Here is a 21,230-nt window from a genome sequence, read left to right on the forward strand (position 1 = left end):
TGCTCGTCGTGGCGACCGGCGGGCAGGGCGAGGCGCGCGCCGCGCTGGCGCGCATCGCGGACAAGTCGCACCCGATCCGGCTGACGGAGGGCGACACGGTCGTCTTCTCGTCGAAGCAGATTCCGGGGAACGAGGTGGCGATCGGCCGCATCCAGAACCAGCTCGCGGGCGCGGGCGTCGAGATGGTGACCGAGAAGCAGGCGCATGTGCACGTGTCCGGTCACCCGGGGCGTCCCGAACTGTTGAAGATGTACGGCTGGATGCGTCCCGACACGCTGATCCCCGTCCATGGCGAGATGCGCCATTTGAAGGAGCATGCCCGCTTCGGCCTCGCCAACGGCATCCGCAACGCGCTGGTCCAGACCGACGGCGACATCATTCGCCTCGCGCCCGACGGCCCGGCGAAGATCGGCGACGCGCCGGTCGGTCGCCTCGTCCTAGACGGCGACGTGATCCTGCCCGCGGACGGCAACACGATCAACGAGCGCCGCCGCATCGCGGTCAACGGCCAGATTTCGGTCGGCATCGCGGTCGACCGCAACGGCCGCGCGGGCGGCGTGCCCGAGGTGCGCGTGCAGGGCGTGCCGGTCGAGGACGAGCGCGACGCGTTCCTGGCCGACGCGGTCGAGGCGGCGAGCGACGCCGCCAAGGGCCGCGTGCGCGACCGCGAGCGGCTGCGCGAGGACGTGCGCCTCGCCGTCCGCAAGGTCGCGACGCGCTGGACCGGCAAGAAGCCGATCATCGACGTGGTGATCGTGCAGGTCTGACGGGGGAAGGCCAAGGAAAGGAACGAGCAGTGCGCTGGACCTCGCTGGTCGCGATCTACATCCTGTTCTGGGCGTTTTCCGTCTTCCTCGTGCTTCCCTTCGGCGTGAAGACGTCGCGGGAGGCGGGGGTGGAGATGGTGCCCGGACAGGCGGAGAGCGCACCGCACACCTTCTCGCTTCCGCGCGTCCTGTTGCGCACGACGATCGTCGCGACGATCCTGTTCGCGCTGTTCGTGGCCAATTACGAGGCGGGGTGGATCGTGCCGAGCGAGTTCGACTGGGTCGACCCCGTCGGGTGAGGGCGCGCGGTCAGGCCGCGCGCAACTCGCCCAGGAACGCGTGGGCGGCATTTGTGATGTCGCCGACCCGCGCGACCATCGCCGCGCTCGATCGCGCGACGTCCGTGGTCAGGTCGCGCGTGCGTTCCGACAACCGCGCCGCCGCCTCCACCCCGTCGCGCAGGTTTCCCGCGCCCTCGGCCGTAACCGTCGCGGCGTGATCGATCGCGACGGCGGCGTGCGACTGTTCGGCCATCGCGTCGTTGATCGCCCCGGCCAGGACCTCGATCGCGCCGGTGTCGCGGTCGATCGCGGCGATCACCGTCGCCACGGCGGCCACGCGCTGCTGGATGACCGCGATCTGCGAATCGATCTCCGCGGTCGCGCGCTGCGTCTGGTCGGCGAGCGACTTCACCTCCGTCGCCACGATCGAGAAGCCGCGCCCCGCCGCTCCCGCGCGCGCCGCCTCGATCGTGGCGTTGAGCGCCAGCATGTTGGTCTGGCGCGCGATCTCCCCGATCAGCGCGACGACCCGTCCGATATCCTGCGCGCCGGTCGTCAGTTCCGCGATGACGCGCGCACTGTCCCGCGACGTGGCACCCGCCGCGGTGGTCAGCGCCGCCTGATCCGTCGCGCGGCGCGCGACCTGCGCGATCGAGCGGGTGAGTTCGTGCGAGGTCGACCGCATCGCCTCGCTCGCCTCGCTCGCGCCCTTGGCGGTGTTCGAGATGCGCTCCGCATCGCAGGCCTGCTGTTCGCTCAGCGTCGCCAGCCCCTCGGCGGAGGCGCGGGTCGCACCCGCCGCGTCGCCGAGTGCGGCGACCATGTCCATGATCGACCGTTCGAACCGCTCCCCCAGCGCCACCATGATCGAGCGCCGCTCCTCGATCGCGCGTTCGCGTATCCCCTGCGCCGCGGACGCCTCCGCCAGCAGCGCGCGCGCGCGTTCGTTCAGCGCGGTGCGCTCCGCAATGGTGCGATACTCCCCCGCGCGCGCGAGATCGACGCCGCTTTCGAAATTCGCTGCGACCAGTTCGGCCTGCGTCAGCACGGACCGTCCCAGCAGGACGAAGAAGATCGCCAGCATCGCCGCGATCACGCCGGACAGGCCGACCAGATACACGTCGAGCGCGGCGAACACCGCCGAGCCGGACAGGAACGCGATGCTGGCGAGCGGCATCGATGCGACCGCCAGGCATCCGACCGCCATCACCCCCGCGATCACGCAGCAGAACAGGATCATCTGCACATGATCGGCCTGCATCACCGCGGCGGCCATCAGCACCCCCCAGGACAGGGAGGTGGCGAGCGACAGTGCGGACGTCGCCAGGATGGTGCGCTTGCCGTCGGTCACCCGCCACCCGTCGCGGCGTTCGCTTCGCCAGCGGCACAGGCTGAAGCACGAAATGGCGACCAGCGGGACCGCGCTCCACCACGTGAGCGGATTGTGCGGCAGCGACCAGATGATGGTCGCCATCGCGACGAGGGTACAGACGAAGGTGATCGGATAGCCGGTCCGGACCGCCCGGAACTGGATCGACACCAGGTCGATCGACGGCGCCGCGTCGCCTGATCCGATTCCGAGCAGGCGACGCAACCGCGCGATTGCTGCCGGGACACCGCCGGCCGACGAAGGACGTTCGATCATCCGCGCTTCATGGGTGAACGTCGTTTCATTAACGTTAAAGCAGGGCCTATCGCAGGCGTTCGATCGCCTGCGCCAGTGCGACGTACAATTTGCCCATGTCGCTGGACAGCAGGGTCACGCCCAGCGGCGAGCCGTCGCGTTGCGCCAGGATGATGCGCAGCATCGCCTCGAAATCGTGGATGTAGCGGTTCACCTGCTCGCGGAACGTGCTGTCGTCGTCGTACAGTCGCAGGACGTCGCGCTGCTCGCTGCCGTCGAGCAGGCGCACCGCGCGGCGGGTGAAGACGCCGCGGTCGCCCTTCAGATACGCGGCCCAGGCGCTGTCCGATATCTCGGGCGCGAAGGTGCGCGTCAGGTCGATCGAGGCGGAGTTCAGCGCCTCGATCAACAGCGACGCACGACGCGCGAAACTGTCGACGTCGTCGCGATCCTCGCGCGCTTCCTCCAGCCGCTGGTCGACCAGCGCGATCGTGGCCTCGATCCCCTGCAATTGCTGGTCGAGCCGTGCCGCCGCGCGCGCCGCCGCGGTCACCGCATCCTCCGCCGCCGCCGCGATCTGGCGGATGTGCGGTTCGACGCCGCGCTCGGTCGCGCGCAGGACGGCCGCGGCGCTGGCGTGCTCCAGTGCCTCCGCGGCCTCGGGGATGACGCGGGCCAGCGTCTCGCGCGCATGTTCCGCCGCCGACGCCGCGGTCTCGCGTACGCGCAGCAGCGCCTCGATCAGGCGCGGTGCCGCGGTCTCGGACAATTGGTCCGCCTCGCGCGCCGCATCGCCCACCGCCGCGCCGATCGCGTCCGCGCGGTCGCGCCCCTGAGCCAGCGATTCGAGCAGCGTCGCGCTGAGCGTGTCGACCTGCCGCCGCTGATCCGACACCACCTGCGCCACCGCCTCGATCGCGTCGTGGGTGCTTTCGGCGGCGGTGACGAGCGCGAGCAGCTCGGGCTTCGCCGCGACGACCACCTGGCGCGATTGCGTCACGCGCGCCTCCAGCCGCTCGATCGCGTCGGGCAGCGTCTCGTCCATCTCGCGCACCGCGGCGTCGAGCGAGGTCAGCAGCAATTCGGCGGTGACGATGGAACGCTCGCCCGCCGCGATCCCGGCGTCCAGCGACACCGCCATCGCATCCGCGGTGCTGCCCAGCGCGCTGACCGATGCGGCCAGCGCCTGCGCACGCTCGGTTCCCGATTCGCCCAGCGCGGCGAAGCGCCGGTCGATCCGCGCGGTCGCCTCGTCGAGTTCGTCGAACAGCCCGCGCCCGCTTTCGCGCTGCGCGTCCAGCCGCGCGGCGATCCGCTCGATCACGATCTCGATCAGGCTGATCCGTTCCGCCAGCGCCTCCGCGCTTTCGCGCGCGGCCTGGTCCAGCGCGGACTGGTTCGTGCCGATCATCGCCAGCATCGCGTCGCCCTGCGCGGCGATGCCCTGCCGCGACTGGTCGATCGCGTCGGCGGTGCGGTTCAGCAGCGCGTCGACCGCGGCGGCGGCGTCCTGCGTCACCGTCTCCAGCTTCGCGCCCGCGGCGGCGCCGGTGGCGTCCATGCGCGCGATATGCGCGGCCAGCTTCTCCGCCGCGCCGCTGGCGATATTCTCCGCCTCTCGCCCGCGCGCCGCCAGCGCGGCAACCTGCGCGTCCAGCGCCGCGGTGCGCTCGCCCGCGGCGAGGCCCGCGCGTTCCAGCGCGGCGGTCAATTCCTGCGTCTCGCCCTGCGCCTTCGGCATCGTGGCGACCAGCAGGTCCAGCCGTTCCTGCGCGCGTTCGGCCATGCCCGCCAGCGAGCGGGCATGCACGTCCGCCTGGTCGATCTCCTCCGACAGGCCGCGTCCGATCGACGCCAGCCGGTTGGTCGCGGCATCGCCCAGCGCGGTCAGCAGGCGGACCTGCTCCGCCAGTTGCCGGCGCCGCTCCTCGATCGTCTCGCCCAGGATGGCGACCGTGCTTTCCAGCGCCTCCGCCTCGTTGCGCATGGCATGGGCGCTGGTGGCGAAGCGTCGCGCCTCCGCGGTGCTGGTGCGCAGGGCGACCAGCCAAAGGATACCCGCCAGCGCGGGGACCGTCGCCGCCGCCGCGCCGAACTGCGCCAGCGCCAGCGGCGTCATCGTCGTCAGCGAATCGCGCGCCAGCCAGATCAGGACGCCGATCCACACCAGCGACGCGGCGACCGCGCCGATCCCCACGGCGCGCCGCCGCGCGCTGCCCATCGGCGGTTCATTCTCCCACACGCCCACGGCCTCCGCGGGCGGGGGTGCCGCCTGCGGTTCCTCGTAAAGCTCGGTCGCGCGCATCTCGACGATCGCCAGTCCCCCGTTCATCCCGCCGATGTACCAGCTTTCGTTGTTCGCGAAAGGGCCGTGCGGCGAACGGCCGGTCCGCCAAGCCGGTCTTTAGGCGCGGCAAGCGCTGCACGCTTCCCTTGGCCCGGTGCGCGGCCTAGGAGCGCGCGAACGACTTGGTCAGCGGGAAGTGACGATGGGGTACAAGGTGGTGGTCGCGGGCGCGACGGGGAACGTCGGGCGCGAGATGGTCAACATCCTGGCCGAGCGGCAGTTTCCCGCCGACGAGATCGCGGTGCTGGCGTCCTCGCGCTCGGTCGGGGATCAGATCGAGTACGGCGACACCGGCCGGATGCTGAAGGTGCAGAACATCGAGCATTTCGACCCCGCCGGGTGGGACATGGCGCTGTTCGCGATCGGGAGCGAGGCGACCGCGGTGTATGCGCCGAAATTCGCCGCCGCGGGCTGCACCGTGATCGACAACAGCTCGCTGTATCGCATGGACCCCGACGTGCCGCTGATCGTGCCGGAGGTGAACGCCGACGCGATCGACGGGTATCGCGCGAAGAACATCATTGCGAACCCCAATTGCTCGACCGCGCAGATGGTCGTGGCGCTCAAGCCGCTGCACGATGCCGCCACGATCCGCCGCGTCGTCGTCGCGACCTACCAGTCGGTCAGCGGCGCGGGGAAGATCGGGATGGACGAATTGTTCGAGCAATCGCGCAACATCTTCGTCGGCGATCCGGCGGAGGCGAAGAAGTTCACGAAGCAGATCGCGTTCAACGTCATCCCGCACATCGACAGCTTCCTCGACGACGGGTCGACGAAGGAAGAATGGAAGATGGTGGTCGAGACGAAGAAGATCCTGGGCGCGAAGATCAAGGTCGCCGCGACCTGCGTCCGCGTGCCCGTGTTCGTCGGGCATTCCGAGGCGATCAACGTCGAGTTCGAGCGTGAATTGTCGGCGGAGGACGCGCAGAAGATCCTGCGCGAATCGCCGGGCATCATGCTGATCGACAAGCGCGAGGACGGCGGATACATCACCCCGATCGAGGCGGCGGGCGACGACGCGACCTACGTCAGCCGCGTGCGCGACGATCCCACGGTCGACAACGGGCTGATGCTGTGGTGCGTGAGCGACAACCTGCGCAAGGGCGCGGCGCTGAACGCGGTTCAGATCGCGGAACTGCTGGGGCGACGGCATCTGCGCAAGGCGGATTGAGGCGATGCCATCGTTATGATAGCATTGCTTCATGGGACAGGTTTTGATCCGCAACCTCGATGACGGTCTGATCGAGGACTATAAGCGATCTGCGGCGGACCATGGTCGGTCGCTGGAGGCCGAATTGCGTGCCGCGCTTGCGTCGACCCGGCCGCGAGCGCGACTGTCGAAGGAAGAGTTGCTCGCCTTGTCCGATCGTCTGCTGGCATTGACGCCACCGTCGTCCGCCGCGGTCGATAGCACGCTGTTGATCCGTGAGGATCGCGACAGCCGCTGATGCTGGTGGTGGATGCCAGCGTCGTCGTGAAGGCGTTGACGCGGGAAGTGGGGACAGAGGCGGCGAGGGCGCTGATCTTTTCCGCGGACGATATTCTCGCGCCGTCGCTCGTCACCCTGGAAGTGGCGGGCGCCTTGTCCAAGAAGGTGCGATATTACGGCCTTCCCATCGATACCGCCTTGACCGCGATGGGAGCATTGCCGGAATTCATATCCGAATATGTGCCGACCGACACCCTGATCGAACGGTCGCTCCGGCTGTCGGTCCATCTTTCCCACGCGATCCAGGACTGCGTCTATTTGGCGCTCGCGATCGAACGCAATTGCATTCTGGCGACGAGCGATCTGAAGTTCGCGGGCAAGGTCAGGGCTGGTGGGCTTGGCTTGCACCTGGTGATACCGGGCGAACCGCTCTGACTACTCGCTGTGCACCACCTCGATCTTCCCCTTCGGTTTCTTGAGCAGCAGCACCAGCGGGACGACCGCGATCGATATCCACGCCATCAGGTAGAAATCGTCGACATAGGCGACCATCGCCGCCTGCCGGTTTATCATCGCGTCCGCCGCGCCCAGCACGGCGTCGGACAGCGACCCGAACCGGTCGATCTGGCCGAGGTTGATCGCGGGGATGGTATTGGCGGTGACGTGCGCGGCGAGGTCGGCGTGGCTGACCTGGATGTTGCGGGCCAAGAGGACGGTGACCATCGAAATCCCCGCGGACTGGCCGATCGAGCGCATGAGGTTCAGCAGGCTCGACCCGTCGGTGCGATACTTCCCGTCCAGCGTGGCGAACGCGAGGGCGTTGAGGGGCATGAAGACCAGGCCCATGCCCAGCCCCTGGATGAAGCCCGCGGTCACCACCGGCCAGAAGTCCATTTCCAGCGACCATTGCGCCATCATGCGCAGCGACAGCGCGAAGATGGCGAGGCCGACCATGATGACCGCGCGCGTGTCGACCTTCCCCATCAACTGCCCCGCCAGCCACATGGTGAACAGGACGCCGACGCCGCGCGGCGCCATCATCAGGCCGGTGTCGACGACGGGATAGCCGAACAATTGCTGCAACATCGGCGGCAGCAGCGCCATCGGCGCCATGGTGGAAATGCCGACGACGACCATGAACACCATGCCCATGACCAGGTTGCGGTTGGCGAACAATGCGCGGTCGAACAAGGGGCGGCGCGCGGTGGCGAAGTGGACGATCGTCATCCACGCCGCCGCCAGCGCGACGAGGCCTTCCGCCACGATCTCCCAACTGTCGAACCAGTCCTCGCTCTGCCCCCGGTCCAGCATCAGCTGGAAAGCCGCGACCGCGATGCCGAGATAGACGAACCCGGCATAGTCGAACGATCGCGTCGCCTTCGGCCGCGAAGGAAGCAGCGCCCACAGGATCGCGAAGGTCAGCGCGCCGACCGGCACGTTGACGTAGAAGACCCAGCGCCAGTCGTAGTTCTCGGTCAGGTATCCGCCGATCACCGGCCCCATGATCGGGCCGACCATGACGCCCATGCCCCACACGCTCATCGCCTTCGCCGCGCGTTCGGGCGGGTTGATGTCGAGCATCGCGGTCTGCGACAGCGGGTTGATGAAGGCGGCGCAGATCCCCTGGAAGACGCGGAACGCCACCATCTCGGGCAGGCTGGTCGCGATGCCGCACAGCATCGACGCGACGACGAAGCCGCCGACCGACAGCAGGAACAGGTTGCGGCTGCCGAGGCGATCGGACAGCCAGCCGGTCGCGGGCAGCGCGATCGCGGTCGCGACGATGTAACTGGTCAGCACCCAGGTGACCGTATCCATCGTGGCGGCCAGCGACGTCTGCATGTGCGGCAGGGCGACGTTGGCGATGGTGGTGTCGAGGATCTGCATCACCATCGCGCCCATGACGCCGACGGTCAGCAACCCGCGGTTGCGCGTCGGCAGGAGCGGCTGGCCCGCCATCACCGCTCGCCCGTGTCGACCGTCACGTCGGCGGAAAGGCCCGCGATCATCGCCCGCGGCGGATTGCCCGCGATCGCGATCCGCACCGGCACGCGCTGCGTCACCTTCACCCAGTTGCCGGTCGCATTCTGCGCCGGCAGGACCGAGAATTGCGAGCCCGTGCCCGCGCCGATCGACTGCACGCGTCCGCGCACGTCCAGTTCGGGATAGGCGTCGAATTCGACCCGGACCGATTGCCCGACGCGCATGTGGTCGAGGTCGGTTTCCTTGAAATTCGCCTCGATCCACGCCGCCCCGCCCGCGACGATGCTGAGCGCGGGGACGCCGCTGGGGGTGATGTTGCCGACCTGCAACCGGCTGGTCTGGCTGACGACGCCGTCGGTCGGCGCGCGGACGGTGGTACGCGCCAGGTTCAGCGCGGCCTGTTCGCGACGGGCCAGCGCGGCCTGGATCGCGGCGGGCTGCCCGGCGGCATTGCCCGACCCCAGCTGCGCCCGTGCGCGTGCGGCGGATGCCTGCGCGGAGGCGAGGCGCGCGCGGGCGGCGGCGACCTGCTGCGTCGCGGCGTCGAACGCCACGCGCGTGGTGAAGCCGCGGCGCATCAACGCCTGCTGCCGTCCGTAATTGACCTGTGCCAGCGTGACGTCCGCCTGCGCGCTCTGGATATCCGCGGCGGCGGTGCCGGTGTCGGTCGCCTTCGTCGACACGTCGACGCGCGCCTCCGCCAGCGCGGCGTCGGCCTGGAGCAAGGCGATGCGGAACGGTTCGGGGTCGATGCGGAACAGGATGTCGCCCGCCTTCACGCGCTGGTTCTCGCCGACGTTCACCGCCACGATGCGGCCCGACACGTCGGGGCTGACCGACACCATGTCCTGCCGGACGTACGCATTGTCGGTGGACACGTAGCGGCCCGAGGTGAGATAGAAATATCCCCCGACGAGCGCGATGAGCAGCGGTACGCCCAGCAGCAGCGCCAGTCGGCCCCAACGGCGGCGCGGGGGCGCGACGGCGTCCGCCGTCAGATTCTCGATATCCGTCGCCGAGACCTCGGTCGTCGCGGCGGGCATCCGGTGCGGATCGGCGTCAGCCATGCGCGGCCTCCACGGGTTCATGGGTGAGATTGTCGCGGATGCGTTCGAGCGCGCGGACGAGCGCGTCGCGCTCCCCCGGCGACAGGCCGTCGAGCGCGCGTTCGGTCACGTCGGCGCCGATGACGCGCAGGTCGTCCAGCAACGGTCGCGACCGGTCGGTGAGGAAGATGCGCCAGACGCGCCGGTCGCCCGGATCGCGTCGCCGCTCGACCAGGCCCGCCTCCTCCAGCCGGTCGACCATCCGGCACAAAGTGATCGGCTCGACCTCCAGCCGTTCGGCCAGCGCGCCCTGGTTGATGCCCTCCGCCCGGCTGAGCGCGGTCAGTGCGCGCCATTGCGGCCGCGTCACGCCGATCGCCCGCGCGCGCGCGTCGAACCGGCGACGCAGGAGGCGCGACGCGTCGCTCAACAGGAATCCGATGCTGTCCGTCATGAATGCGCATATAATAAGCATGCTTATGAAGCGGAAGGGCGTCCGGCAACATTTCGATACGCTAACCGATCCGCGCTGACGGAAGAGGAGCGGCGTGGACGTTCCGACGCGCGCGCGATATGCCCGTCCAATGACGCAGGACACGACCGGCGGGTGCCGGTTCGGGCGCAGATACCCGCGGGCGTGTTCGCCGCACGCCTGCGGTTGGTGCGCGCCGACTCGATCCGGTCGACGCAGGGGCCGTATCGCCCCCGATCGCGCAGCGCGACGACGCGCACCTCCAACCGTCCCGACATCATTGCGAAATGGATCGACGCCAGTGGCAAGCTCCCCGACCGATACCAAATATTTCGATAGCTTCGACGGCGTCCGCCTCGCGTGGCGAGAGACGGGGGAGGGGCGGCCCGTCGTCCTGATCCACGGCTATTTCTCCGACGCGGCCACGAACTGGATCCGCTTCGGGCACGCGGCGGCCATCGCGGCGGCGGGGCGGCGGGTCATCATGCCCGACCTGCGCGGACATGGCGAAAGCGACCGGCCGCACGATCCGGCCGCCTATCCGCCCGACGCGCTGGCGAAGGACGGCCATGCGCTGATCGCGCACCTCGGCCTCACCGACTACGACCTGGGCGGCTATTCGCTGGGCGCGCGGACGACGTCACGGATGCTCGCGACGGGCGCGACGCCGGGGCGCATCGTGTTTTCGGGCATGGGCCTGGAGGGGCTTACCGATGCGGACCGGCGCGCGAACCATTTCCGCCGGATCCTCGACAATCTCGGCACGCACGAGCGCGGATCGCCGGAATGGATGGCGGAGGCGTTCCTGAAGACGACCGGGGGCGACCCGGTCGCCCTGCGCGGGGTGATCGAGACATTCGTCGACACACCGATGGCAACCGTCCGCGCCTTCGCGCAGCCCGCGCTGGTCGTGAACGGCGTGGACGATGCGGACAACGGGTCCGCCGCGGACCTGGCGGCGGCGCTGCCGCAGGCGCGGCTGGTCGAGGTGCCGGGGAACCATATGAGTTCGGTGACGAAACCCGAGCTGGGCGAGGCGATCGCCGCGTTCCTGCGCGAATAGCGACGGCGCCCGGCGAGGGACGGGCCCTTTCGCGACGGGCCGTCGTATCCGCGGCGGCGACCCGATGACCGCCACCGGCAGAATACGGCGGGCCTGATTCCGCCGGCCGGTCGCGGCACCGCCCCTCTCCGGCGGTGGCGGGGAGGGGCGAGACGGCGGGTCAGTTCGGGATCGTGTTCTGGTCCGCGATTCCGGCCTTGAACGAGGCGGTCGAGTCCTTGCCGTCGGGCTGGTGCGCGCCGTCCTTCGGCGTCGAGCCGCGCAGCGACAGCAGCGCCGCGGTCGCCGCAGCGCCGATCGCGGCGATGCCGCCCGCGATGGCGGCGGGTCCCCAGCGCGTGCCGCCCTTCGCCTCGGTCGACGTGGTGCGGGTGCGGGTGGAGGGCTTCTTCGCGGCGGTCGTGCGCTTCGGCTTGGCCGCCGTCGCCGTCGCCGTCGCGGCGCGTTTCGTGGCGGGGGCCGTGCGCTTGGTCGTGCGCGGCTTCGCGGCGGCGGCCTTGCGCGGGGCCTTGGCGGGGGTCGCCGCGCCGTCATCGGCGGGCTTGGGGCCCGGCTTCGTCGCGGCGGTCTTCCCAGCGGCCGACTTCGTGCCCGTCGATGTGCTGCGCGGGGCGCGGCGACGCGGGGCGGGGGGAGTCGGGGTTTCCTGCGTATCGTCGGCCATGTGTCGCTCCCTGTCGATTTCGGTACGCTCGCGTAACGCGTCAGGGAGTAATGGTTTCCGATCCTAGCGGAACGGCGGTTCGTTGAAGGCGCGCAGCTTGCGGCTGTGCAGCTTCGCGCCCTCGCGCCGCAATTCCTCGCACGTCTCGATCCCGATCCGCATATGCTCGCTGATCGCGCGTTCGTAGAAGCGGTTGGCCTGTCCCGGCAGCTTCAGCTCGCCGTGCAGCGGCTTGTCCGACACGCACAGCAAGGTGCCGTACGGCACGCGGAAGCGGAACCCCTGCGCCGCGATCGTCGCGCTTTCCATGTCGATCGCGACGGCCCGGCTGAGCGAGAAGCGCAGCGCGGAGCGGGAATAGCGCAATTCCCAGTTGCGATCGTCGGTCGTCACGATCGTGCCGGTGCGCAGCCGCCGCTTCAGTTCGTCGCCCGACTGGCCGCTGACCGTTTCCGCCGCGCGCGCCAGTGCCTGCTGCACCTCCGCGATCGCGGGCACGGGGATTTCGGGCGGGAGCATGTCGTCGAGCACATGGTCGTCGCGCAGATAGGCGTGCGCGAGGACATAGTCGCCGATCCGCTGCGACGGCCGCAGCCCGCCGCAATGGCCGATCATCAGCCACGCCTCCGGCCGCATCACCGCCAGATGGTCGCAGATGGTCTTCGCATTCGACGGGCCGACGCCGATGTTGACCAGGGTGATGCCGGTGCGGTCGTCGGCCATCAGGTGATAGGCCGGCATCTGCAACCGCCGCCACGCGCTGTCGTCCAGCATCGCGGGGTCGTCGCCCGCGGTGAACAGGACGTTCCCCGGCCCCGACAATGCGGTGAAGCGGCTGCCCTCCGCCCCCACCTGCGCGCCCGCCCAGCGGACGAATTCGTCGACGTAGCGGTGGTAATTGGTGAACAGGACGTAGCGCTGGACATGCTCGGGCGGGGTGCCGGTATAGTGCCGCAACCGCGCGAGGCTGAAATCGGTGCGCAGCCCGTCGAACAGCGCCAGCGGGCGCGTGCCGTCGATCGATGCCCACAGGCCGTCCGCGATCTCGTCCCCGATATGCGCCAGTTCGGTCGTGGGGAACCACCGCGCCAGTTCGGCGGCGGACACCGCGTCGAGGCTGAGCGCGTGGCCCGCGTCGATGACGTAGGGGAAGGGGATTTCCTGCGATCCGGCGACCGCATCGACCGCGACGTCGTAATCCTCGATCAGCAGGGTCAGCTGCTCGACCAGATAGTCGGCGAAGAGCGACGGCCGCGTCACGCTGATGCGATATTCGCCCGGCGCGGTCAGCCGCCCGAACGAACGCAGCGGCGCGGACCGGCTTTCGCCGCCGCGGAATTTCAGCCGTATCTCGGGATAGGCGAAGGCGCCGCCCTTCCGTTCCTCGCGCGTGGGGACGGTGCCGTCGGAAATATAGGCGGTGATCGCGCCCTGAAGCCGCGCGACGGCGGCGGTGTAGAGGCGATCGAGGTCAGCGACGATGGCGGATGCGGTCATCGCGGAGGGTTAGTCCTGCCGTGTGACGCTGGCAAGACGGGTGACGGCGGTGCGTCTCCGCCGTTCGGCCCGAGCGAAGTCGAAGCACCGCGTCGGTGCGGGGCATTCGACGTCGCTCAGGCCGAACGGGGAAGTGGGCGTTTACTTCTTCGCGGCGGGCTTCTTCGCCGCGGGCTTCTTCGCGGGCGTGTCCTCGCGCAGCTTCGCGACGCCAAGCGCCGCACCCGCGACCGCCGCCGCCACGCCGACCGCGATCCCCGCGGCGGCATAGGGATGCTCCTTCGCCGCATCGACCGCGGCGGACGCGGCGTTGCTCACCTTCTCCTGCGCCTGCCCGGCGACGTCGCGCGCGCGGTCGGTCGTGCTCTTCAGGTCGTCGGGCAGGGATTTCAGGGTGGTGTCGGTCATGACGCGGTAACTCCATTATGCTTGCGTCACGACCAACGCCGGCCTGCGTCAGAGGTTTCCGATCATATGCTCGGCGGAGCTGACCTTGAACTCGCCCGGTCCCTCCACGTTCAGCGATTCGACCACGCCGTCGTTGACGACCATCGAGTAGCGCTGGCTGCGCTTGCCCATGCCGAACTTGCTGCCGTCCATGTCGAGGCCCAGCGCCTCGGCGAAGGTGCCGTTGCCGTCCGCCAGCATCGTGATCCCGTCCGCGTTCGCGGATTTGGACCAGGCGCCCAGGACGAATGGATCGTTGACCGAGGTGCACACGATCTCGTCGATGCCCTTCTCCTTCAGCTCCCCCGCCTTGTCGACATAGCCGGGCAGGTGACGTGCGGAGCAGGTGGGGGTGAAGGCGCCGGGGACCGCGAACACCGCGACGCGGCGACCCTTGAAGTAATCGGCGGTATCGACCGGCTCCGGGCCGTCGGTCCCCACCTTGGTAAGCGTCGCTTCGGGCAAACGGTCGCCGACAGTGATCGTCATCATTCGTCTCCGTGAGGTTTCGGCACCGTTTCGCAACGTGGCCGGATGAATTCAAGCTCGCAACGTCTGCACCAGTCGCTACGTTGCACCGCAATGTATCTGACCGGCCGATTCCTCCTCGCCATGCCCGGTATCGGCGATCCGCGCTTCGACCAGGCGGTGATCGCGATGTGCGCCCATGATGCGCAGGGCGCGCTGGGCGTCGGCATCGGCGCGACGATCGCGGGCCTGACCCTGCACGACGTCCTGCGCCAGCTGGAGATCGCGCCGGGGGATGCGCCCGATGCGCCGGTCCATTTCGGCGGCCCGGTGGAGATGCGACGCGGCTTCGTCGTGCACAGCCGCGACTGGAGCGGGCAGGACACGATCGACGTGGCCGGTCGATGGGCCTTGTCGGGCACGCTGGACATCCTGCGCGCGATCGCGGCGGGGAAGGGACCGGGGCGCTGGGTCGTCGCGCTGGGCTACGCCGGATGGGGCGCAGGGCAGCTGGACGAGGAAATGACGCGCCACGGGTGGCTGGACGTGGAGGGAACGCCGGACCTGCTGTTCGACGTGCCGGCGGGGGAGCGGTGGTCGGCGGGGTTCGCCGCGGCGGGCGTCGACGCGCGGCTGCTGTCGTCCGAGGCCGGCCACGCCTGAACGGCGGCACCGAACCGCCGTCATCGCCATATAAAGATATCTTTATATTTGCCCCGGACGGGCTTCGCCGCTAAGGCCGCGCGCATGTCGATCGGCGTTCGTGCGCCTTGGTCGGCCCTACACACGACCGGAGAATACACTGTGGCAACCGCCCCCGTGCTCGACACCAACGATTACGCCATCAAGGACATCGGCCTCGCCGCGTTCGGCCGCAAGGAGATCGACATCGCCGAGACGGAGATGCCCGGCCTCATGGCGCTGCGCGAGGAATTCGGCGCGTCGCAGCCGCTGAAGGGCGCGCGGATCACCGGCTCGCTGCACATGACGATCCAGACCGCGGTGCTGATCGAGACGCTGACCGCGCTGGGCGCGCAGGTGCGCTGGGCGACGTGCAACATCTTCTCCACGCAGGACCATGCCGCCGCCGCGATCGCCGCGACGGGCGTGCCCGTGTTCGCGATCAAGGGCGAGACGCTGGCGGAATATTGGGATTACGTCGGCGACATCTTCAACTGGGGCGCGGACGGTGACGGCACCACCGCCAACATCATCCTGGACGACGGCGGCGACGCCACGATGTTCGCGCTGTGGGGCGCGAAGCTGGAGGCGGGCGCCACGTTCGGCGAGCCGGACAATGCCGAGGAAGTCGAGTTCCAGCGGTCGGTGAAGGCGTTCATCGCCAAATATCCCGGCTACCTGACCCAGACGGTCAAGAATTTGAAGGGCGTGAGCGAAGAGACGACGACGGGCGTCCACCGCCTGTACGAGATCGCGAAGAAGGGCGAGCTGCCGTTCCCCGCGATCAACGTCAACGATTCGGTGACGAAGTCGAAGTTCGACAACCTGTACGGGTGCAAGGAGTCGCTGGTCGACGCGATCCGTCGCGCGACCGACGTCATGCTGGCGGGCAAGGTCGCGTGCGTCGCGGGCTTCGGCGACGTCGGCAAGGGCAGCGCCCAGTCGCTGCGCAACGGCGGCGCGCGCGTGATGGTGACCGAGGTCGATCCGATCTGCGCATTGCAGGCCGCGATGGAAGGCTTCGAGGTCGTGACGATGGAAGAGGCGGTCGAGCGGGCCGACATCTTCTGCACCGCGACCGGGAACGCCGACGTCATCACCGCCGATCACATGAAGGCGATGAAGCCGATGTCGATCGTGTGCAACATCGGCCACTTCGACAGCGAGATCCAGATCGCGCAGCTCGACAATTACGAGTGGGACGAGGTGAAGCCGGGCACCGACCTTGTGAAGTTCCCGGACGGCAAGCAGATCATCGTTTTGGCGAAGGGCCGCCTGGTGAACCTGGGCTGCGCCACCGGCCATCCGTCGTTCGTCATGTCGGCGTCGTTCACGAACCAGACGCTGGCGCAGATCGAGCTGTGGACGAAGGGCGAGAACTACCAGAACCAGGTGTATGTCCTGCCCAAGCACCTGGACGAGAAGGTCGCCGCGCTGCACCTCGAAAAGCTGGGCGTGAAGCTGTCCAAGCTGACGCCGAAGCAGGCCGGGTACATCGGCGTTCCGGTCGAGGGGCCGTTCAAGCCGGACCATTACCGCTACTGATCCTGCGTGGGACAAGCGGAACGCAAGCAGGGCGGCGCCGGAAGGCGTCGCCCGCTTTTGTTCGTGCCGGGCGTGTAGACGGGCGACGGATCACGGCGGGCGTGGACCGTCCTGCCGCCCCTTGCGCCGGATCGGGCGGACCAGGAGCGGTGCGCGACCGGCGGGGGATAGCATCCCGCGCCGGTCGTATCGCATCAGGGACGCCAGACGTATGTCGGCGCCGCCGTGACTTCCCGCACCGGCGCGGTCAGTGCGGAGCCGCGCAGGGGATCGGTCGCCGCGGCCTGATCGACGAAACCGTAGTAGAAGCCGCGGGAGAAGGACGCGCCGCGCTGTTCGACGTCGCCGATGTTGCCGGCGGTGCCCGACAGGACGATGTCGTTCTCATACTCGCCCAGACCCAGGAAGCTGAGATACGCCAGCGCGTCGTCACGCACGACGGTATTCTTGCGCAGCACGGTCAGGCCGCCGATCCGGGCGTTGCCGAGAACCTGGGCCTGATCCGCGACGACGGCATGGTCCTCGATCCTGGCGTTGCCGGACACCGTGCCGGACAGGACACGGGCATAGGGGCCGACATAGGCGGTGGCGGCGACGGTCGCGCCCGCGGCGACCCAGCCGCCGCCGTTGGCATGACGCCGACCGCCCGGCACGACGACCGCGCCGGGCTGGAAATTCTCGGGCATCGCGCCGGTGAACTGCGCCATCCAGGGATAGCGATAGACCGAATACCACGGCTGATCCCAGCGGATCTGCTGCATCGCGGTCGGGGCCGCCAGGACGACCATGTACAGGCCGGTGTCGCCGGGCCGGAGCGCGATGGTCGCGTGTCCGTCCGACCCGCGCTGCATGGCGCTGTAGCGCGCCTTTCCGTCGGCGCCGACCGCGATCAGGCCATAGCGCCATCCCGAATTCGGGGCGGGAACGACCGGCGGCTCGTCATTGAGCCCGGGCAGCGACGTCGTGGCGGGGGTGGATTGCACCACGCCGCGGAAATCGACGCGGACGCTGCTCGCCCCGGCGTCGGCATATAGTTTGACGATGTTGTAGCCCCAGCGCTGCGGCGCCCAGGCGAAGGGCACGGCGAAGCGCCGGTTTGCCAGGTCGATCGGATCGAGGATCGTCGCGGCAAGGATGCTCGATCCGGTCGACGGCGCGTAGCCGCCGTAGTTCGCGCGATAGATCGCGCCCTGATCGGTGCCGTCGGGGTTGATATAATCCCAATTGGCGTTGCGCATCGCCCAGTCGCCGAACGCATCGTTCAGTTGTTCCAGGGTCCAGCCCTGGTTGGCCATCAGGATGCCGAACGGATCGGCCGTCGCCTGTGCCGGATCGCCGTTCATGGGCGACTTGCGCCAGATATCGTTGATCGCGCCGTAGCCGTACCTGTTCTTGATATACTCCAGGAACTGCCAGTTGCAGTACCGGGTACGCGTCGATCCGTAGTACAGGTGCGGATATTGCTTCAGGAAAATGGAGCAATGGGTGTCGCTGCGGAATTCGGGGAGCTGCGTCGTCATCCAGTTGGCATGGCTTTCGAACAGCCAGCCGGTGAACGGCGACCCCCGCAGGCCGCCGGACAGCGCCTGGAGGCTGTGGGTGAGTTCGTGCGCCAGGCCGAACCGGTCGGCGACGGCCGCCGGGCCGATCCAGATGCCGGGGTTGCCGTTGCCGTCCGCCCCGCCGGTCAGGCCATATCCTTCGCGGATCGCGACATTGACCTTGTACTTGGTCGCCGACCCGCAGAACGGGATCGGGAACCCGATCGTGCCGGTGAAATAGTCCCAGACGAATTCGAGATGGGCCCCCGCCGCCTCCGCCGCGGTGCGCGACACGGCATCGCCGTCCCATCGCAAGACGAAGTGCGGGGTTTCGTAGCGGATGCCGGGTTGCGCGTCCGACGTTGCGACGCTGGTGAAGGTGCCCGGCACGCAGGCTGCGTTCGATGCGGGCGGGGTCGGGGTCGGGGTCGGGTTGGGGGCGGGCGTCGCGACCGGTGCCGGCGTGACGGTGCCGATCGTCTGGCCATCGGCGCCGCACGCCGCCAGCGCGAGCGCGGACAGCGATGCCGTCGCCCAGCGGGCGCGCGGCCTGGTCATCGTCATCGTCGTCCTCCTTCGTGTACGTGATCCGGTCGCGATGCGATCAGCGCCGGGTCAGCGTGATCGTGGTCGGGGCGGCGCCCAGCCGCACGGACTGTCCCCCGCGTTCCGCCGTCCCGCCATCGACGGCGTAGGGGCGGCCGTCCGGCCGCGTCTGTTCGACGAGGATGCGCGCCGTCGGCGTCGTCGGCGTGGCCGGATCCAGCGTCAGGGTGATCCGGCCGCTGGCCGGCGTGTAGCTCGCGGATGCGATCTTCCCGGCCTCCAGCGTCACCCATGCTCCCGCCGGCGCGACGAACAGCCGGGTACGCGCGCCGTCGCGCGGCGCGATCGACACGGTGCCGGCCCGTTGCGTCAGCGTGCCGCCGAAGCCCACCCAGCCGAACGTCGGATCGTCGACGACATAGGTCGCGGCGGTCAGCGCGTGGCCGTAGAATCCCATGCCGTAATCGCCGGTGTAGCTGTCCCATTTCAGCATGTCGGGCGCGGAGTGGAAGGCGGCGGAGGAAAAGCCGTTCCGGTCGATGTTCGTGATCCCGCCCATCATCCCGCCGTAAGCGACGCGCAACAGGTGGAGGTCGGTCGGATCCCGGCGGAAGGCGTCGAACAACGGCACGGCGTTCAGCGTCGATCCGTAGTGATGGATCTGGCGTTCGATCCGCGGCACCTTCCCGCCGTACAGGAAATCCCAATAGCGCCGGGCATTGCCGTTATAGCCCCAGTGCGGGATCGTCGGATCATAGGCCAGGATGACCTCGCGCGTCATGTCCGCCTGTGGCTGGTGCCCGAAATAGCGCATCCAGGCATAGACTTCCGCCTGGCCGGTCGAGTCCCACGGCATCTCGCTGCCGAACGGGTAGGGTTCGGATTTCCAATGGTCGGCGCGCTTCTTCATCAGCGCTTCCATGGCGGTCGCCTCGGCGGTCATCCCCTCGCGCTTCAGGTCCTTCAGGATGTCGACGAACACGTCGCCCTCCATCAGGCCGAACTGCGCATAATATGGCGCGTCGCGCATCATCGCGACGGTCGTCCGGTACGCCTTGTCGAGATACCAGCGCCAGTCGTGCGTCCTGACCAGGCCGGCGTGGTTGCGGGCCAGCCGGTACAATACCCAATGGCCGATCGCGACGTGCGGGTAATTGTAGGCGCGGCCCAGATCCTCGGCGTGCTTGCGATCCCACGACGTCCAGCTCTTCCAGTTGGTCGCCGGGTCGTAATAGCCGGGGAAGTCCTTGGGTTCGTAGTAGAACAGGCTTTTCCTGACCGCGCCCGCGCGGGGCCCGTCGGCGATCTGGAGCTTGCCGACGACGGTTTCGTCGACGACGCGCTCCAGCTTGGCGACCTCGCCCGGATCGGGATTGTCGAGCTGCTTCATCATCGCGGCGACCCATGCGCCGCCGCCGCCCTCGTCGCTCATCCCCGCGATCCACACGCGCGGTTCCTGCGTCACGATCTTTCCGGCATCGCGGTCGTAGGTCAGGATCGCCGGTGCGCGGTTGAACGGATCGGACCGGTCGTCGAAGAATTGTTCGGTGGTCGAGAAACGGCCGATGTCGGCCATCGTGCGATCGAGCGGTTTGGTGACATAATAGCTGACCGTCTGCACGCTGTCGTCTGCATAGGTGATCGACACACGCGCGCGCCCGAAGCCGCCGGCCCGCACCGCGTAGCGACGCCAGCCGTTGACGGTGCCGTCCGGTGTCACCGTCAGCGCATCCGCCGGCGATACCGCGATATGCTTCACCGCCTGCGGGCTGTTCAGGAACAGGCTGGCCTGCTGGTCCGTCGGGACGACATAGCCGGGCAGGCCGACGGCCACGGGGCGGCGGTTGGCGGTCAGCGTGCGCTCGATCGCGCGGATCGACGGCGACTGGACGAACCGGACGCCGACCGTGCGGCTGGCGCCCGGCGCCAGTGTGAAGCTGGTGGGCACGTTCCACTGTTCGTCGGCGTCCTTCCACTCCCGGTCGGCAAAGCCCTTGCTGGCGATGGTCCAGTCGTAGAAGCCTTCGGACGTCTGGCCGCGCGGCGACTTGTCGGTGAAGACGTCGCCCATGGGCGCGTGCTTGTCCTGGAGGATCGGGCGATAGGCCTCGAGCGGGGAATTGCGTTCGGGAAGCACCAGCAGCGCCGACCCCTTGCCGTTCAGTCGCGTGACCTGAAGATAGCCGGCATCGCGCCCGATGTACGGATCGACGAAGCTGGCCTGGGTGTGCGCGGATTCCAGGTTGCGATCGATCAGGATGTTGTCGAACACCATCGGCATCCCCAGGCCGCCGACCTCGACCGGGGCGGTGCCGCGGTTGACGAGGGTGAAGCGCAGCGCGAGGACCCCGCCGACATCGACCCAGCGTCGCTCGACCGACAAGGGAACCCCGCCCAGCGAGGCGGTGATGTCGGCCGCGGCGACGACGCCGCGACCCGCGGGCAGCGCGCGGACCGGACGGCGCGCGCGGGACGAGGCGAAGTCCTGCCACGCGCCACCGCCGCTGCGCACGCGCAGGTTGATGTCGCCCAGATGGACATAGCCGTCGCCCTGACGCTCGGCCTCCCGCCCGCCCGGCGTGAAGTCGAACCGCGGATCGCCGGCCGGCGACATCCGCGCCAGCGTGCCGGTGTCGTTGCGCAAGGCGATCCGCAACTGGCCGACGCTGTACGGCGTGGTCGCGATCGGGGGATAGACCGGCCTGGGCTTGGGTCGCTCCTGGCTCCAGCCAGCCGTCGCGACGAAGCCGGTGGCCGCCAGGCACCCCAGCGCCAGCGTCGTGGAAAGCAGGGGATGGCGAACGGAAAGGCGGGTCATGGTCATCTCGC

At 68.9% G+C, this 21,230-nt stretch carries 19 protein-coding genes; 8 read left to right on the top strand and 11 right to left on the bottom strand.

The window, feature by feature from the left end; genetic code table 11:
• Both ASG29_RS17440 and ASG29_RS06195 read left to right on the top strand, forming a co-directional pair.
• A partial coding sequence (locus tag ASG29_RS17440; protein WP_235532799.1) for an MBL fold metallo-hydrolase RNA specificity domain-containing protein occupies positions 1-767 on the top strand: 767 nt, incomplete at its 5' end.
• A gap of 29 nt (positions 768-796) precedes the next feature.
• Complete coding sequence (locus ASG29_RS06195; protein ID WP_055981736.1) at positions 797-1,066, top strand: DUF1467 family protein; 270 nt, start codon at positions 797-799, stop codon at positions 1,064-1,066.
• A 10-nt stretch (positions 1,067-1,076) separates the two neighbouring features.
• Here ASG29_RS06195 and ASG29_RS06200 read toward each other — a convergent pair whose 3' ends face one another.
• Positions 1,077-2,693 carry a methyl-accepting chemotaxis protein gene (locus ASG29_RS06200; RefSeq protein ID WP_082515699.1) on the bottom strand — a complete coding sequence of 539 codons (1,617 nt, stop codon included), beginning with the start codon at positions 2,691-2,693 and terminating at the stop codon, positions 1,077-1,079.
• Positions 2,694-2,739: 46 nt separating this feature from the next.
• Positions 2,740-5,004: a hypothetical protein gene (locus ASG29_RS06205; RefSeq protein WP_082515701.1), complete on the bottom strand. Its 2,265-nt coding sequence runs from the start codon at positions 5,002-5,004 to the stop codon at positions 2,740-2,742.
• A 157-nt stretch (positions 5,005-5,161) separates the two neighbouring features.
• On the opposite strand from ASG29_RS06205, the gene ASG29_RS06210 reads away from it, so the two are divergent.
• The 3 genes from ASG29_RS06210 to ASG29_RS06220 are packed head-to-tail and all read left to right on the top strand — an operon-like array spanning position 5,162 to position 6,883.
• Positions 5,162-6,190, top strand: coding sequence for an aspartate-semialdehyde dehydrogenase (locus ASG29_RS06210; RefSeq protein ID WP_055982337.1), 1,029 nt, complete (start codon positions 5,162-5,164; stop codon positions 6,188-6,190).
• A gap of 43 nt (positions 6,191-6,233) precedes the next feature.
• Entirely contained in the window at positions 6,234-6,467 is a 234-nt protein-coding gene (locus ASG29_RS06215) for a FitA-like ribbon-helix-helix domain-containing protein (protein WP_235532800.1), read from the top strand.
• Positions 6,467-6,883, top strand: coding sequence for a type II toxin-antitoxin system VapC family toxin (locus ASG29_RS06220; protein ID WP_055981744.1), 417 nt, complete (start codon positions 6,467-6,469; stop codon positions 6,881-6,883). Before ASG29_RS06215 ends, ASG29_RS06220 begins: the two co-directional genes overlap by 1 nt.
• Here ASG29_RS06220 and ASG29_RS06225 read toward each other — a convergent pair whose 3' ends face one another.
• From ASG29_RS06225 to ASG29_RS06235, 3 genes are read right to left on the bottom strand one after another with little or no spacing between them, the layout of a single operon-like run.
• Positions 6,884-8,407, bottom strand: coding sequence for a DHA2 family efflux MFS transporter permease subunit (locus ASG29_RS06225; RefSeq protein WP_055981748.1), 1,524 nt, complete (start codon positions 8,405-8,407; stop codon positions 6,884-6,886).
• Positions 8,407-9,498 carry an HlyD family secretion protein gene (locus ASG29_RS06230; RefSeq protein WP_055981752.1) on the bottom strand — a complete coding sequence of 364 codons (1,092 nt, stop codon included), beginning with the start codon at positions 9,496-9,498 and terminating at the stop codon, positions 8,407-8,409. Before ASG29_RS06230 ends, ASG29_RS06225 begins: the two co-directional genes overlap by 1 nt.
• Positions 9,491-9,931, bottom strand: coding sequence for a MarR family winged helix-turn-helix transcriptional regulator (locus ASG29_RS06235; RefSeq protein ID WP_055981756.1), 441 nt, complete (start codon positions 9,929-9,931; stop codon positions 9,491-9,493). The genes ASG29_RS06230 and ASG29_RS06235 overlap by 8 nt, the downstream gene beginning before the upstream one ends.
• A 319-nt stretch (positions 9,932-10,250) precedes the next feature.
• On the opposite strand from ASG29_RS06235, the gene ASG29_RS06240 reads away from it, so the two are divergent.
• Positions 10,251-11,012, top strand: coding sequence for an alpha/beta fold hydrolase (locus tag ASG29_RS06240; protein ID WP_055981759.1), 762 nt, complete (start codon positions 10,251-10,253; stop codon positions 11,010-11,012).
• A 160-nt stretch (positions 11,013-11,172) separates the two neighbouring features.
• On the opposite strand, the gene ASG29_RS06245 is transcribed toward ASG29_RS06240, so the two are convergent.
• The 4 genes from ASG29_RS06245 to ASG29_RS06260 form a co-directional block, all read right to left on the bottom strand.
• Positions 11,173-11,676 (bottom strand): hypothetical protein, encoded by a 504-nt coding sequence (locus ASG29_RS06245; protein ID WP_055981762.1) that lies wholly within the window; start codon positions 11,674-11,676, stop codon positions 11,173-11,175.
• Between the two features lie 63 nt (positions 11,677-11,739).
• On the bottom strand, positions 11,740-13,173 hold the full coding sequence (locus tag ASG29_RS06250) for an AMP nucleosidase (protein WP_055981765.1): 1,434 nt from the start codon (positions 13,171-13,173) through the stop codon (positions 11,740-11,742).
• Between the two features lie 141 nt (positions 13,174-13,314).
• A complete protein-coding gene (locus tag ASG29_RS06255; RefSeq protein ID WP_055981768.1) occupies positions 13,315-13,581 on the bottom strand; it encodes a hypothetical protein in 267 nt (88 codons plus the stop codon).
• A 48-nt stretch (positions 13,582-13,629) separates the two neighbouring features.
• Positions 13,630-14,109, bottom strand: a complete 480-nt coding sequence (locus tag ASG29_RS06260) for a peroxiredoxin (RefSeq protein ID WP_055982340.1) — start codon at positions 14,107-14,109, stop codon at positions 13,630-13,632.
• 93 nt (positions 14,110-14,202) lie between these two features.
• Here ASG29_RS06260 and ASG29_RS06265 point away from each other — a divergent pair, with 93 nt between their 5' ends.
• A complete protein-coding gene (locus tag ASG29_RS06265) occupies positions 14,203-14,751 on the top strand; it encodes a YqgE/AlgH family protein (RefSeq protein ID WP_055981771.1) in 549 nt (182 codons plus the stop codon).
• A gap of 141 nt (positions 14,752-14,892) precedes the next feature.
• Complete coding sequence (gene ahcY, locus ASG29_RS06270) at positions 14,893-16,314, top strand: adenosylhomocysteinase (protein WP_055981774.1); 1,422 nt, start codon at positions 14,893-14,895, stop codon at positions 16,312-16,314.
• A gap of 194 nt (positions 16,315-16,508) precedes the next feature.
• Here ahcY and ASG29_RS06275 read toward each other — a convergent pair whose 3' ends face one another.
• Both ASG29_RS06275 and ASG29_RS06280 read right to left on the bottom strand, forming a co-directional pair.
• Positions 16,509-18,419 (bottom strand): Svx/AvrXca family virulence/avirulence protein, encoded by a 1,911-nt coding sequence (locus tag ASG29_RS06275; RefSeq protein WP_156457904.1) that lies wholly within the window; start codon positions 18,417-18,419, stop codon positions 16,509-16,511.
• 40 nt (positions 18,420-18,459) lie between these two features.
• Positions 18,460-21,219 (bottom strand): DUF5695 domain-containing protein, encoded by a 2,760-nt coding sequence (locus tag ASG29_RS06280; RefSeq protein WP_156457905.1) that lies wholly within the window; start codon positions 21,217-21,219, stop codon positions 18,460-18,462.
• Positions 21,220-21,230 lie beyond the last annotated feature (11 nt).

Source organism: Sphingomonas sp. Leaf412 (assembly GCF_001425405.1).
Classification (GTDB): domain Bacteria; phylum Pseudomonadota; class Alphaproteobacteria; order Sphingomonadales; family Sphingomonadaceae; genus Sphingomonas.

What these genes read in the sequence shown, in the direction of transcription:
- ASG29_RS06200 (WP_082515699.1), bottom strand. Translation starts at nt 2,693, where the DNA reads ATGATCGAACGTCCTTCGTCGGCCGGCGGTGTCCCGGCAGCAATCGCG.
- ASG29_RS06205 (WP_082515701.1), bottom strand. Translation starts at nt 5,004, where the DNA reads ATGAACGGGGGACTGGCGATCGTCGAGATGCGCGCGACCGAGCTTTAC.
- ASG29_RS06210 (WP_055982337.1), top strand. Translation starts at nt 5,162, where the DNA reads ATGGGGTACAAGGTGGTGGTCGCGGGCGCGACGGGGAACGTCGGGCGC.
- ASG29_RS06220 (WP_055981744.1), top strand. Translation starts at nt 6,467, where the DNA reads ATGCTGGTGGTGGATGCCAGCGTCGTCGTGAAGGCGTTGACGCGGGAA.
- ASG29_RS06225 (WP_055981748.1), bottom strand. Translation starts at nt 8,407, where the DNA reads ATGGCGGGCCAGCCGCTCCTGCCGACGCGCAACCGCGGGTTGCTGACC.
- ASG29_RS06230 (WP_055981752.1), bottom strand. Translation starts at nt 9,498, where the DNA reads ATGGCTGACGCCGATCCGCACCGGATGCCCGCCGCGACGACCGAGGTC.
- ASG29_RS06235 (WP_055981756.1), bottom strand. Translation starts at nt 9,931, where the DNA reads ATGACGGACAGCATCGGATTCCTGTTGAGCGACGCGTCGCGCCTCCTG.
- ASG29_RS06245 (WP_055981762.1), bottom strand. Translation starts at nt 11,676, where the DNA reads ATGGCCGACGATACGCAGGAAACCCCGACTCCCCCCGCCCCGCGTCGC.
- ASG29_RS06250 (WP_055981765.1), bottom strand. Translation starts at nt 13,173, where the DNA reads ATGACCGCATCCGCCATCGTCGCTGACCTCGATCGCCTCTACACCGCC.
- ASG29_RS06255 (WP_055981768.1), bottom strand. Translation starts at nt 13,581, where the DNA reads ATGACCGACACCACCCTGAAATCCCTGCCCGACGACCTGAAGAGCACG.
- ASG29_RS06260 (WP_055982340.1), bottom strand. Translation starts at nt 14,109, where the DNA reads ATGACGATCACTGTCGGCGACCGTTTGCCCGAAGCGACGCTTACCAAG.
- ASG29_RS06265 (WP_055981771.1), top strand. Translation starts at nt 14,203, where the DNA reads ATGTATCTGACCGGCCGATTCCTCCTCGCCATGCCCGGTATCGGCGAT.
- ASG29_RS06275 (WP_156457904.1), bottom strand. Translation starts at nt 18,419, where the DNA reads ATGACGATGACCAGGCCGCGCGCCCGCTGGGCGACGGCATCGCTGTCC.
- ASG29_RS06280 (WP_156457905.1), bottom strand. Translation starts at nt 21,219, where the DNA reads ATGACCCGCCTTTCCGTTCGCCATCCCCTGCTTTCCACGACGCTGGCG.